We start from the raw sequence: 12,520 nt of genomic DNA on the forward strand, positions 1-12,520 counted from the left end.
GCTACCAGGTCGGCTTCCCGTGGTCGCTGGGTGTGGGCATCAACTTCAGCTACACCACCCCCAACATCGCCTATGACGGCTACGCCTTCGACGCCGGCGATCCCGACTTCGGCTTCGGCAACAACATCGTGACCCCGCCGCTGCTTCCCGGTGTGTCCATCACGGCAGACCTCGGCAACGGCCCCGGCATCCAGGAAGTCGCGACCTTCTCGGTCGATGTCTCCGGTGCGGCGGGTTCGGTGGCCGTGTCCAACGCGCACGGCACCGTGACCGGTGCCGCCGGTGGCGTGCTGCTGCGACCGTATGCCCGCCTCATCTCCAAAAGGGGTGACAGCGTCAGCACCTACGGCGCTCCCTGGAACATGAACTGACGCGTCGCGAAGACGTCGTTGCCTGCATGTCCACACAACGGACGTCAAGTGGGATGATCACTGGTAAAGCTTGAGTGAGCGTTGTCGAGACGGGGGCGGCGCAATCGGCTGCCGAACACGACCGCACCCAGAAGCTGGAGGCTTCATCCGATGCTCATCACCCAATCGGTGCAGCCGGCCACGTGACCCCCGGCGACAACCCTGCGAACGATCTGGTTCCCGTCGGCACGCCCATCGACCTCGACAACTGTGCCCGCGAGCCGATCCACATCCCCGGCAGCATCCAGCCACGGGGAGTGCTGGCGGTGGTCCGCGAGCCTGAGTTCGAAGTCCGCCAGGTCAGCGCAAATGTCGACGAGCTGCTGGGCCGCCCCATCGGTACGGTTCTCGGGCACCATCTGTCGGCCCTGATGGGAGCCGACCAGGCCGCCCGGGTCCAGACGGCCGCGTCGATGATGGGCGATCTCCACAAGCGCAATCCCGTCGAGTGCTCGATCGAGGTGCATGGCGAACGCCGCGAATTCGACGCCATCTTGCACCGCGAGGCGGGCGGCATTCTCCTGGTCGAACTCGAGATCGCCTACGGTGAACGCCCCTACTCCTTCCCGAACACTTACCAAGCGGTGCGCAGTTCGGTGGCCGAGCTGAATCAGGCGGTGACCCTCGCCGAGCTCTATGACACCACCGCGCTGGCTGTCCGGGAGCTCACCGGCTTCGACCGAGTGATGGTGTACCGCTACGACGAGGAGTACAACGGCGAGGTGGTCGCCGAGGCCAAGCGCGACGATCTGAACTCGTTCCTCGGCCTGCACTATCCGTCGACCGACATCCCGGCGCAGGCGCGGGCGCTCTACGAGAAAAGCTGGCTGCGCCTCATCTCCGACGTCGACTACACACCCGCCGCCCTGGTGCCGGCCGTCGATCCCGCGGTCGGTGCGCCGCAAGACCTGACCCATGCCACGCTGCGCAGCGTCTCACCGATCCACATCGAGTACCTGCAGAACATGGGTGTGCACGCGTCGATGTCGATCTCGCTGCTGCGACACGGTCGTCTGTGGGGATTGATCGCATGCCACCACTACGCAGGCCCGCATCTGCCCCCCTTCGGCACGAGGGTCGCGGCCGAATTTCTCGGGTCTACTTTGTCGCTGCGCCTGGTCGACCAGTTCGAGGACGATCAGCTGCACAAGCGGCTCGATGCGCAGGCGATGCTGGCCAAGCTGACCGCCGCCACCATGGACCACGGGAAGCCGCTGACGTCGGTCCTGCTCGGGGCGCCCGACCTGCTCGACCTGGTCCCTGCGGACGGCGTCGTGGTCGACATCGGCGGGGAACGGCAGGTCCGTGGGACGGTGCCGTCGCCTGACGAAGTGACCGCTGTCGTCTCATGGGCTCGCAGCACCGGGGAGGGAATCGCACGCACCGACAGCTTGACGCGCACGCTGCCCGACGTGGGCATCGATGCCGAGACTGCGGCCGGGGCGCTCGTGCTGAACCTTCCCGACGGTCAGTACGCCGCATGGTTCCGCCGCGAGGTGCTGCGATCCGTGGATTGGGGCGGCGACCCGCACAACAAAGCGATCGCGGTCACCGAGGGAGATCAGGTGCGCCTCAGCCCGCGCAAGTCGTTCGATCGGTGGCAGGAAACGGTGCGCGAACGTTGCGAATCGTGGACGCTCACCGAGACCGAGTCGGCAGACGCGTTGCGGCGTCACCTGGTGGAGTCGCTGTACCTTCGTGCGCGCGGGGCGCTACGTGTGGCAGAAATGGTGCAGCGCAGCCTGATTCCGGATTCACTTCCCGTACTGCGGGAGTGGCGGCTCTCGGCGCACTATGAGCCTGCTGCCGGCGAGCGAGTCGGTGGAGATTGGTACGACGCGTTCGAGCTTCCCGACGGCAGGCTGATCGTTGTGGTCGGCGATGTCGCCGGGCACGGCGTCACCGTCGCCGGCACGATGGCGCAGCTGCGCAACGCGCTTCGGGCCCAGCTGTTCGCCGGGGCATCGCCCGGTGACGCGGTCAAGCAGCTCAACGATTTCGCCGTCTACATGTTGCCCGGCGCGTTCGCCACTGTGCTGGTAACCCGAGTGGACGTGGGCTCCGGGGTGGTGGAGGCCGCTTCGGCAGGCCATCTGATGCCATTCCAGACGACATCCGCACCCACCGCGGTGCAGGCGCCGATACGTCTGTCGCCGCCGATCGGGGTCAGCAGAGCCAAGCACACGCAGAGCTCGTTCGTCATCCAACCGGGGCAAGGGTTGGTTCTGTACTCCGACGGGCTGGTCGAGCGACGCGGACAGGTCATCGACGACGGAATAGACCGATTGGCCGACGTGCTCGGGGGCGCCGGCGATGTGCCGGCGTCGGCGATCTGGACGGCGATGTCGGCCGGGCACACCGATGACGACGTCACGATCGTCACCCTCCACCGGGCGCGACCCGCCTAGCCACTCCCGTTGTCGATGGCTGCCTGATGGTTGAAATGGCTTGCTGCGCAGTCTGAGTCGTGATGATCGAGCTGCGGCGTCGGATGCTGCCCCGCGAGGCTGCGCATCCGAATGTTGGTCACAGGTTTGCTGTCGCCAGCCCAAGAATCTCTGTGCGTTAATTTTGGGGGCGGGTGTCCTCGGCGGGGCCGAGTTCGATAAGCGTAGGAAAGTTCGTTGCTCCGCATCAGGATGCACACGGCATAACACTGTGCTAACGACAATCCTTAGCCTTCCGAATCTTTATTCACAATTTGCCATACAGCAACGGTGGGCGAACATGCACCTGCGGCGCAGCTAAAGTGTCCAGTGTGGCCATTGTGGCGTATGTGGTCAGCTGAGCTTAATTAGCCGCAGTTAAGAGGCGTAAACCGCGGGCGGCAGAGAATCGGGCGGGCAGATTCTGGCGCCGTAAACTCTCATCAAGCGAACCATTGGCTAAGGAAAGAGTCATTGCTGGCAGCGCATTCATTAGAAAAGCAAAATTTTTGCTAGTGCGTAACAGTATCTCAGCCATATGCTTTCCTGGCGCCGGCGATCCGGCGAGTCAAATCATCGCTTTTCACCGGGGAGATCTCATGGGTATCAGTCTGCGCAAAACGGGTGTCGCGTGCGGCGCAATCTTTGCTTCAGCCGCATTGGCACTGTCCACCGCATCGATGGGGGAGGCCGCGAACAGGGCCGTGATCATCGGGGGCATCTCGACGCCGTCGATGAGCGACACCCTGATGGCACCCCTGCTCGGTGGTGCGTTCAAGAACCAGCAGCGCGTCAGCGTCAACTGGCCCGCACAGGCCGGCCCGATGACCGGAAAGAACCACCTGACTCTCGGTCAGTCCATCACTGCAGGCAAGACAAACCTCACCAGCCAGATCAACTCGGCTCTGGGCCAGCTCGGCGCCGGTGAGAAGGTCACGGTAGTCGGCCTGTCAGCGGGCTCGCTGGTCGTCAACGAGGTGCTTCGCGACCTCGCCGCCAACGCCAACGCGCCGGGCAAAGACAAGATCACGTTCGTCGTGGTCGCGGACTCCAGCCGTCAGAACATCATCGACGACAATGCCAAGTACAACAAGAAGTTCGACTACACCTACCGGCCCGCACCTGAGACCAAGTACGACGTCGTCGTCATCACCGGCGAGTACGACGGCATGGCCGACTTCCCCGACCGTTGGTGGAACACGCTCGCCATCACCAACGCCATCGCCGGCGCGCTCTACCAGCACGTGCCGGTGATGTACGCCGACTTGTCCAAGGTGCCCGCGAAGAACATCGATGTGGACGTCAACTCGTTGGGCGGCAAGACAACCCATTACCTGGTTCCGGCCGAGAAGCTGCCACTGGTGCGGATGTTCCCATCGCTCGCCCCGAGGGAAGCGGAGCTGAAGGCGAAGATCGACGCTGCGTATTTCCGCAACGACGTGGTCGCCGTCAAGGCTGCGCCGAAGTCTTTGGTCTCGGCGGTTCCTGTCGCCCTCGCAGCACCGGCCGCCGCTCCGGTCTCTGCGACTGCACGGGTCGCCGCCGCGGCGCCCCTTGTCGAAGCTGCGCCCGTCGCCGTCGCCGTCGCCGATGCCGCCCCGGTCCGGGTGGCCACCACGAAGGCCAACAGGGTCGCCACCGCCAGCGCGGCAGAGGTGCCGGCCACCGCGGCAGCGTCGCTGCAGCCTGCGAAGGCCGACGCCGAGGTCGAGGTCGACGAAGCCAAGGTCGACGAGGACGAGGTCGAAACCCTCGCCGATGACGACACGGCCACGGTTGCAGACAGTGGCGACGCCGCCGAATCCTCCTCGGACAATGAGGACGCCGGCGACGGCGCGGAGTCGGGGGACCCCATCTCGTCGACCGACTCCGTGTCGTCGACCGACTCCGGCTCGTCCGACGACAGCGGATCTGCTGATTCCTCAGGATCTTCGGAGTAACCCTCCCCGGGCTCCGCTGACCCGATGCCCCGGCCCTCCGGCCGGGGCATCGTGGTGTCTGGGGGTGTCGGTCAGCCCGAGAAGTGCAGGATCGTGCCGTGCCCCAGCAACTGGGTCGCGCTCAGGCCGAAGGTGGACTTGAACCGATCCGACAGATGCGACGGGCTGGCGAAACCGGAATTCGCTGCGGCGTCGGTCAGATTCTTGCCCTCATGTAGTGCCCGCCCCGCGGCGATCAAGCGCATCCACAACCGGTGACGGCGCAGTGTGGTGCCGACCTGATCCTGAAACAGGTGCAGGAACCGCGATTCCGACAGGCCGACGTCTGCGGCGAGCTGTCGTGAGGGTACACCGGCGGCCGGATCGGCGGCTATTCGTGCGAGGGCGTCGGCGACGCGTGGGTCGAGTGGGGACGGCGACGCCGGCGCGGCCAGGTCCAGCCAGCGCCGGGCTCGGGCATCGTCTGTCGGAAGTTCCTGCAGTGCTGCGCAATTGACGTGATCGACGGCGAACGGGCCTGTGACGCTGCGGCATTGGGTGCGACAGGATGTCACCCGCTTCGAGGATGCATCGAAGTAGCACGACACCAAGCGGCCGCCGTGAGTGTCCAGGTGGTGGGTCAACCGAGGCGGTACCAGAACACTGCGCGCGACGACCGCGACCCCGTCTGCGGTGACCGTGAGATCACCGTCGGCGCCGACGGCCAGACACCACACCGATCCCGAATGCGGCTCGAGCTTCAGACTCGGTCCGGCGTAGAGGGCCTGGCCGGGCCACATCCACACCGACGGGTAGCAGGTTTGTGGAAGCGCCGGGACTTCCGCGGCTGTCATGGTGATCTCCTCGGAGCCGGAAGGCCGTCGAAGGGAGATTAGCGTGGTCGCAGCCGTCATCGTGAGCGCAGCGATGTTCTTCGCGGGTATGGGGATCTATGCCTTCGCGGCACCCGGCCGGCTGGTGGCACCCTTCGGTGTCACGTTGGGCTCGGCCACGGCCCGATCGGAGGTGCGCGCCGTCTACGGGGGCTTCGGCTTGGCCGTCGCGGTCGTCCTCCTCCTGGCGCTGGCCGACCCCACTCTGAGGCGCGGGATCGTGGTGACGGTGGCTGCCGCTCTCGCCGGTATGGCGTCCGGGCGGCTGATGTCCGCGGTGGACGGCCGAACGCCCTTCTACCCCAACTGGTTCTACTTCCTGGTCGAGACCGCCGCTGCCGCGGCTTTGTTCGCCGTCGCGTGAGTGTGCCGTTGCGCGCGCTCGACGCCGGTGAGCGCTCCCAGAATGCCACGGGTTGCGGCGTGTCGATGAGCAGACGCGCGCGCTCGCGGTGCCGACGGGTCAGGGGATGAGTTGCACCTTGAGTTGCTCTGCCGACCGGGCGACGGCGGCGGCATAGGCTTGCGCCGCGTCGTCGAGGGGAAGGGCGCCGGTGAAGATGCCGTCGACGCGGAGGCGGCCGGCCTGGAGAAGGGGGATCAGCTCAGGCCAGGTCTGCTGTACCGGTGCTGTGGTCATCCGGATGGTCAGGCTGCGCAAGAGACAGACGAGCGCGGGCAGGGGATAGGGCGCGAGGTCGTGTACTCCGACGACCGACAGCGTTCCGCCGGTCCGTATCGAGGCCAAGGCGTCGTCGAGGGATGCGTCCGTTCCGACGGCATCGATGACCGAGTCGGCGCCCAACCCTGCTGTCGCGTCGAGGATCGTCTGCGAAGCCGGGGCTTCGACGACGCGTGCACCCACAGCCGCTGCACGCATGCGCCGCGCCTCGACGGGGTCCACAGCGAAAACCGTTGCCGCGCCGAGAACAAATGCGCTTCGGATCGCGCATTGGCCGACCGCGCCCGCGCCGATCACGACGACGGTGCCGCCGACCGGGATGTCGGCGCGTTTGGCAGCGGCCCACCCCGTCGCGAGGTTGTCGGTCAGCAGCAATGCCTGCTCGGTGTCAATGCCCTCCGGAATGGCCAGGAGCTGGAAGTCCGCGGCCGGCACCGCGAGCAGGTCGGCCTGGGCACCGCCGAGCAGGCCGGAGCCGAAGATCTGCGGACCGCGGACGCATTTCACCGGATCCTGTGTGTGACAGCCCGCGCACCGGCCGCAACCCGAGACCGAGGAAACCAGCACCCGGTCGCCCGCCCGGAAACCGGTGACCTCCGAGCCGGTTTCGACGACCACGCCGACGGCTTCATGCCCTATCGACACGGGCTGATCGATCGGATAGTGACCTTCCAGAAAGTGCAGATCGGATCCGCATATCGCGGTGGCCGTCACCTCGACGATGGCGCCGTCGGGACCGGGCAGCACAGGATCGGGGCGGGTGGCCACCTGGATCTGGCGTTCGCTGTCGACAACCACTGCGCGCACGTCAGGCCTCCTCGACGAGGTGAAAGTGTGACCAGTCGGGATCCTGGAGTGCGGCACGGTATTCGCACAACCGCCAGGGGCTCACCGTGTGGATCTCGCCGTCGGGATTCTTGAAGTAGGAGTGTTTTACCGACGGGTGAGCCCATACCGTCTGCTTGATCTTCTCCTGCGTGCGCCGGTGCCACGCCTCGGTGGGGCCGGCGAGCGGTTCCATCGAGCGTGCTCCGGTCGATACGAGGCGTTCGATGCACGCGTTGATGTACCGCATCTCCAGTTCGGAATGCATGATCAGGCTGCCGCCGTGCGCCAGATGCGTGCCCGGCCCGTAGATCATAAAGAAGTTGGGAAACTTCGGCACCGTGATACCGAGGTACGCGAACGGCCTGGTGCCCCATTCGGTATGGAGATCGGCGGCGTCGCGGCCGGTGACGGTCATCGGTGTGAGAACCTCGGTGGCGCGGAATCCGGTGGCATAGACGATGACGTCCGTGTCGAAGGCCAGGCCGTCCTCGGTGACGACCCCACGGGGCGTCACCTCTCTCACCGGCGTGCGAATAAGGTTGACGTTGCGGCGTCTCAGCGTCGAGAGCCAGCTGCCGTTGTCCTGTAATGTTCGCTTCCCGGTCGCCGGGTAGTCGGGCAGCACCTTTTCCAGCAGCGCGGGGTCATCGCCCACCTGGGTCGTGATCCAGTCGGTGAACATCATCCGGGCGAGTGCGTTGACCTCACTGACCGCATAGTCCGTTCCGCCGTCCTGATCCGTGTACCCGGGGTCGACGCGGGCCGCGTCGAGGCCCTTGTCCGCGCCCGGCCACATGAGTAAAAAGCGGTACCACCGCGCATAGTAGGGGAGGTGTTCCATGGCCCATCGGACGCCGTCGGGGACCGCGTCGTGGTAGGCGGGGTTCGGGAACATCCACTGCGCCGTGCGCTGGAAGATGTCGAGGCGATCGACTGTGTCCGCGATTGCCGGTGCTATCTGAAATCCGCTGGCGCCTGCGCCGATCAGGGCGACTCGCTTGCCACTGAGGTCCACTGAGTGGTCCCAGGCCGAGGAGTGAAACGACGGACCGGAGAATGTCGCCTGGCCCGGGAAGTCCGGCATGTTGGGCCGGTTGAGCTGGCCGACGGCACTGATGATCGCATGCGCGTACAACGTTTCGGTTCCGGCGCCCGATCGCACGGTGACCGCCCACATCGCCGTCGATTCGTCCCACGTCGCCGCCAGCACCTCGGTGTTCCAACGCGTATGGCTGTGCAGCTCATGACGGTTCATGACGTCGTCGAAGTACGCCGCGAGTTCGGGTTGTTCGGCGAAGAAATGCCTCCAGTGGTTGCTCGGCTCGAAGCTGTAGCAGTACAGGTGGTTGGCCACGTCCACGCGGGCTCCGGGATAGGTGTTCTCCCACCATGTTCCGCCGGGCCCACCGTTCTTCTCGATGATCTCGAACGAGACACCAGCTTGTCGAAGGCGCAGGCCCGCAAGGACTCCGGATTCTCCGCAGCCGATGACGATCACTCGGAACTTCTCGGCGCGCGACGGATCCAGAGCTGCCGGGCGGCGCGGGTCGGCGCCGTCGAGATCGAGCTCTTCCAACACCAGCGCCATGTTGTCGTCGTCCACCGGTTCGGCGGCCGCCCAGTCGAGCATCTCCTTGAGCAGAGCGGGCGGCAGTGGGGGCGGAGTCGGGCAGCCCCGGTCCCGGAACTCGACGATGGCGGGCAGCGCGGCGGCGCGGGCACGGGCCTTGTCCTCCTCGCTCATGAATCCCTGGACTTCGTTGAGGAACAGGCCCGCCTGTGCGAAGTCGCGGATGAATGCCGGGTCGCCCGTGATGTGCACCATGGTCAGCAGCAGCGTCGGGATGCTCACCTGCTCCAGCGCCTCGGCGATTTGAGACGTCGGGGTGGAGAAGCGCGCCCCGGCGTGGAACGTGCGCGTCATCGGTGTCCTCTCATCAAATACGCTACTTGCCGTAACGTATAGCTGTGGACGACGGTAGCGCAATGCCCTCTACGATCCGTTCATGACCAGCTCGCACGCCAAGCATGTCGTGGTCGTCGGCGGCGGATTGGCCGGCCTCGCGGCCACGGTCTGGTTGGCCGAGCTCGGATACCGGATCACGCTGCTGGAAAGCAACGGCTCGCTCGGCGGGCGCACGATCGGTCTGACGTCGAGCCGCGGCGACGCGATCGAGAATGGGCAGCACGTCCTTGCGGGTTCGTACGACAACATCTTCCGTTACCTGGATTCGGTAGGAGCACGGCACTTTCTGGAGTTTCCCGACCAGTTCGGCGTGCGGTACCGCGGTGGTCACGTGGAACGGTTCGGCGTTCGGCCCGCGAACGCGCGGCGCCTCCTGCTGGGCCGCGTGCGAGGGCTCGGTGTGCCGACCCTGCTGCCTGCGATACCGGCATGGGTGCGCCTGCTGCGCGACGTGATCCGGTTGGACGACACGCTCGACGACATCACCGTCGACGAGTGGTTCGACCGAATCGGGATGCCTCGCAAAGTCCGCAAGATCGTCCTCGACTCCATGGTGATCGGGCTCCTCAACGAATTGCCTCACCTGGCCTCGGCGCATGCTTTCGCAGCGCTGCTGCGTACCGGCGCGGATCGGGTGCGCCGACAGGGCACCGGCGCGGTGCGAATCGGTTATCCGACGGTGGATCTGGAAACGCTGTATCTCGACGGGGCTCGGCGGGTGATGGCCGAGCATGGAGTCGACGTGCGGTTGCGGACCCGCGCGGCCTCGGTGACAGTCACCGACGGGCGCGCCGTCGGTGTCGAGTTGGGCGACGGATCGTTGCTCGGCGCGGATGCCGTCGTGGTCGCGGTGCCGTCGTGGAATCTGCGATCGCTCTTGGACGAGGTGCCGCATTCGGAGGATGCGCGGTTGTCGGCCAAGAAACTGGAGCCGATCCCGATCATGAACGCCTACATTCTCCTGGATCGCCCTCTCGGCACCGTGGCACCCTGGGAGTCGTTGTTGGACAGCGATATCGGCTGGGTGTTCGACCGCGACCGCATGCACGGTCCCCGTGCCGACGGCACTCATCTGTATGCCCTGACCACATGTGCGGCCTACGATCTGATGCCGTTGAGGAACGCCGAGGTCGCCGACCGGCTCGTCGCGGCGCTGCGCGCGAGCTATCCGGCCGCCCGCGATGCGCGGGTGCTCGACGTCACCGTGGTGCCGTGGGCCAAAGCGACGTTCTCGTCGCGCGTCGGGATGTCCACGATCAGGCCCGAGAACCGCACGGCGGTGCCGAATCTCGCCCTCGCGGGGGACTGGACCCACAACGACTGGCCGACGACCATGGAGGGTGCGGCCCAAAGCGCCTCGCGTGCAGTGGATCTGATTCACGCTGAGCTCAGCCGCTGTTGACCAGCCGGTGATGTCCGCGTCCCTCGCGGATCGGGCCCCCTTGTCGAGGTACATGAGCTCGTCGGCGCGAGAGACCATTTCTGAAAGTTGATTTCGCGGTGTCGACCTCACACCGCGGCGGGGTGCTCACTTCCGTCGGGCGCGGCATCGACCAAGTCATGGCTCATCCCGTACCGCTTGCGCTGCTGGGCCATCACGCGCGAGTGGTTGGCCAAGGCGCGCCTGGTCCGCAGATCGGTCACCCCGGGAAGGGCTGCAAGGGTCAGATTCACGGTGCCGACCACGGGGCTGAGCAAAGTGGGTAAGTGCTTGAAAACCGTGTCTGGCACGCCCAGCTTGGCGGCGCCGGTCTCGCCGAGGAAGGCACGCGTCAACCCGTTGACCACGGCGACGGCGAGGCTGTGTGCGCGGTCGCCGCCAACGGGCAGCAACTCGGCGATCTCGACAGCGAGATAGTCGTGGGTGAGTGCACGCACGAAATCCCGGTCGCCGTCGTCGGGGTCGGCGGCCGTGAGCAGATACAACTCTTCGATGCGGATATGGTCGGCCTCGTTCGTGGGATTGAGTTCGGGTCCGACACCGTTGAGAAATCCGACGTACCGCCAGAAGTGATAGATGTCATCGAGTTCGTCGTCGGTGTACCGCACTCCGAGCCGGTGCATCGCCGCCAGTGCGACATGGCCGAACTCGGCGATCGTGAACGCCATGAAACTCTGAGGGATCGGCGCCCCCCACGCTGCGGCATCCCATTCGCCGCTGTCCCGCAGGTGGCGGCGAACGAACGCGTGGATCAGTCGCACCCGCAGCGTCGTCGCGAACCCGGCGCCGCCGCGGCGCAATCCACCCGGGGTCAGGATCGTTTCCATCCACGACCCCACCTTGAGGGATCGAATCGCGGCCTGGCTGGTGTACCGCCCGGTCATCACCAGGGGCATTCCCGCGGTCCTGTTCATCGCTCCCGCCGTCAGCGACGCGGCGCCGAGCACGATGCCGTATGACGCCATGTGGCGGACAAGATGTCCGGCCGCACGGTCCAGGCGGTCGTGGTCGAGCCAGTTCGGCTCGGTGTCGACCTCGGCGAAGAGGGCGCGCAGAGACGCGGGCGCCCTGTCGACGGCATCGATGCCCTGCGATACGGCATCGCGGAACATCGCCATGCCCGCGCCGGGCGGCAGGGTCGAGAAGTCGGCGACGACAGCGTCGGCCAGGTGGTCGCCGATGCCTGTGCCGGCGATCCAGTCCCGGCCCAGTTGGCCGTAGCGGCGGGCCGCCACGTCGGCGTTCGGTACCGATGTGTGCTCGAGCATCATGACTCCATGCAAACATGAGAATGCCTCAGTTACTACTCACCTTTGGGGAGGGCTCGGATGTCGGCACGCGCGCGGTCTCTGCCGCAGCAACAGCGGGCCCGGGAGATGCGGCGCCGAATCCTCGACACCGCGTTGCGGCTGATCGCCGGACGCGGCGCTGCCGTGTTGACGACCCAGGCCGTCGCCGACGCCGCCCACGTCAGCATCGGCACTGTTTATCGCTACTTTCCCGACCGCGCAGCCATTGTCGCGGAGCTCGTCGACGAGGCCGCCCGCGACATCTCCTTCGAGTTGGTCCGCGCCGTGGGAAAGGCGCTCGATCTCGACGTCGGCGCGGCGGCCCTCGTGGTGGTGGAGACACTGACCGCCGCCTACGAGAAACACGCGCCGGTGGTGCAGGCAGCGCTGACAGCCTCATCTTTCGACGTTCCGCCACACCTCAATCACACCGCCATGGACGAGATCGAGCGCAGCCTTCTGCCGCTCGGCAGCGCGATCCCCGGCCGGGCCCGACCGGACCTGTCGCCGTCCGAACTGCGCGACCTGGTATTCCTCACGATGGGCGTGACGTCGAGTGCATGCCTGCGGATCGCGCTGCAGCGCCCACCGGGGTCCGACCGTGACGCGATGGTTGCGTTGACCGCCCGGATGCTCGGAGCCGCACTGACACCGCCGTGACTAGGT

General features: G+C 66.2%; 10 protein-coding genes. 6 read left to right on the forward strand and 4 right to left on the reverse strand.

Going from position 1 to position 12,520, the window contains the following annotated elements; genetic code table 11:
• From ACAG24_RS13170 to ACAG24_RS13180, 3 genes are all read left to right on the forward strand, one after another.
• Nucleotides 1-371, forward strand: a 371-nt coding sequence (locus tag ACAG24_RS13170; protein WP_374150775.1) for an MspA family porin, incomplete at its 5' end; no start/stop codon positions are given.
• A 182-nt stretch (nt 372-553) separates the two neighbouring features.
• Nucleotides 554-2,818, forward strand: coding sequence for a SpoIIE family protein phosphatase (locus ACAG24_RS13175; RefSeq protein WP_370473058.1), 2,265 nt, complete (start codon nt 554-556; stop codon nt 2,816-2,818).
• 617 nt (nt 2,819-3,435) lie between these two features.
• Nucleotides 3,436-4,776: a PE-PPE domain-containing protein gene (locus ACAG24_RS13180; protein WP_370472687.1), complete on the forward strand. Its 1,341-nt coding sequence runs from the start codon at nt 3,436-3,438 to the stop codon at nt 4,774-4,776.
• A 71-nt stretch (nt 4,777-4,847) separates the two neighbouring features.
• On the opposite strand, the gene ACAG24_RS13185 is transcribed toward ACAG24_RS13180, so the two are convergent.
• Nucleotides 4,848-5,609, reverse strand: coding sequence for a helix-turn-helix transcriptional regulator (locus tag ACAG24_RS13185; RefSeq protein WP_370472688.1), 762 nt, complete (start codon nt 5,607-5,609; stop codon nt 4,848-4,850).
• Nucleotides 5,610-5,652: 43 nt separating this feature from the next.
• Here ACAG24_RS13185 and ACAG24_RS13190 point away from each other — a divergent pair, with 43 nt between their 5' ends.
• On the forward strand, nt 5,653-6,012 hold the full coding sequence (locus tag ACAG24_RS13190) for a DUF4345 domain-containing protein (protein WP_370472689.1): 360 nt from the start codon (nt 5,653-5,655) through the stop codon (nt 6,010-6,012).
• Nucleotides 6,013-6,111: 99 nt separating this feature from the next.
• Here ACAG24_RS13190 and ACAG24_RS13195 read toward each other — a convergent pair whose 3' ends face one another.
• Together ACAG24_RS13195 and ACAG24_RS13200 are read right to left on the reverse strand one after the other, a co-directional pair.
• The gene (locus ACAG24_RS13195; protein WP_370472690.1) at nt 6,112-7,137 is read right to left on the reverse strand and encodes an alcohol dehydrogenase catalytic domain-containing protein; all 1,026 of its coding nucleotides are present in this window, start codon (nt 7,135-7,137) and stop codon (nt 6,112-6,114) included.
• A 1-nt stretch (nt 7,138) separates the two neighbouring features.
• The gene (locus ACAG24_RS13200) at nt 7,139-9,082 is read right to left on the reverse strand and encodes a flavin-containing monooxygenase (protein WP_370472691.1); all 1,944 of its coding nucleotides are present in this window, start codon (nt 9,080-9,082) and stop codon (nt 7,139-7,141) included.
• A gap of 82 nt (nt 9,083-9,164) precedes the next feature.
• Between ACAG24_RS13200 and hpnE the strand changes: the two genes are divergently transcribed.
• The gene (gene hpnE, locus ACAG24_RS13205) at nt 9,165-10,526 is read left to right on the forward strand and encodes a hydroxysqualene dehydroxylase HpnE (RefSeq protein ID WP_370472692.1); all 1,362 of its coding nucleotides are present in this window, start codon (nt 9,165-9,167) and stop codon (nt 10,524-10,526) included.
• Nucleotides 10,527-10,633: 107 nt separating this feature from the next.
• On the opposite strand, the gene ACAG24_RS13210 is transcribed toward hpnE, so the two are convergent.
• Entirely contained in the window at nt 10,634-11,833 is a 1,200-nt protein-coding gene (locus tag ACAG24_RS13210) for an oxygenase MpaB family protein (RefSeq protein WP_370472693.1), read from the reverse strand.
• 60 nt (nt 11,834-11,893) lie between these two features.
• Here ACAG24_RS13210 and ACAG24_RS13215 point away from each other — a divergent pair, with 60 nt between their 5' ends.
• Nucleotides 11,894-12,514, forward strand: a complete 621-nt coding sequence (locus tag ACAG24_RS13215) for a TetR/AcrR family transcriptional regulator (RefSeq protein ID WP_370472694.1) — start codon at nt 11,894-11,896, stop codon at nt 12,512-12,514.
• Nucleotides 12,515-12,520 lie beyond the last annotated feature (6 nt).

The sequence above is a fragment of the Mycobacterium bulgaricum genome, assembly GCF_041287165.2.
Lineage (GTDB): Bacteria > Actinomycetota > Actinomycetes > Mycobacteriales > Mycobacteriaceae > Mycobacterium > Mycobacterium bulgaricum.

Coding starts and splice junctions, on each gene's coding strand:
- hpnE (WP_370472692.1), top strand. CDS start 9,165: ATGACCAGCTCGCACGCCAAGCATGTCGTGGTCGTCGGCGGCGGATTG.
- ACAG24_RS13185 (WP_370472688.1), bottom strand. CDS start 5,609: ATGACAGCCGCGGAAGTCCCGGCGCTTCCACAAACCTGCTACCCGTCG.
- ACAG24_RS13180 (WP_370472687.1), top strand. CDS start 3,436: ATGGGTATCAGTCTGCGCAAAACGGGTGTCGCGTGCGGCGCAATCTTT.
- ACAG24_RS13210 (WP_370472693.1), bottom strand. CDS start 11,833: ATGCTCGAGCACACATCGGTACCGAACGCCGACGTGGCGGCCCGCCGC.
- ACAG24_RS13215 (WP_370472694.1), top strand. CDS start 11,894: ATGTCGGCACGCGCGCGGTCTCTGCCGCAGCAACAGCGGGCCCGGGAG.
- ACAG24_RS13200 (WP_370472691.1), bottom strand. CDS start 9,082: ATGACGCGCACGTTCCACGCCGGGGCGCGCTTCTCCACCCCGACGTCT.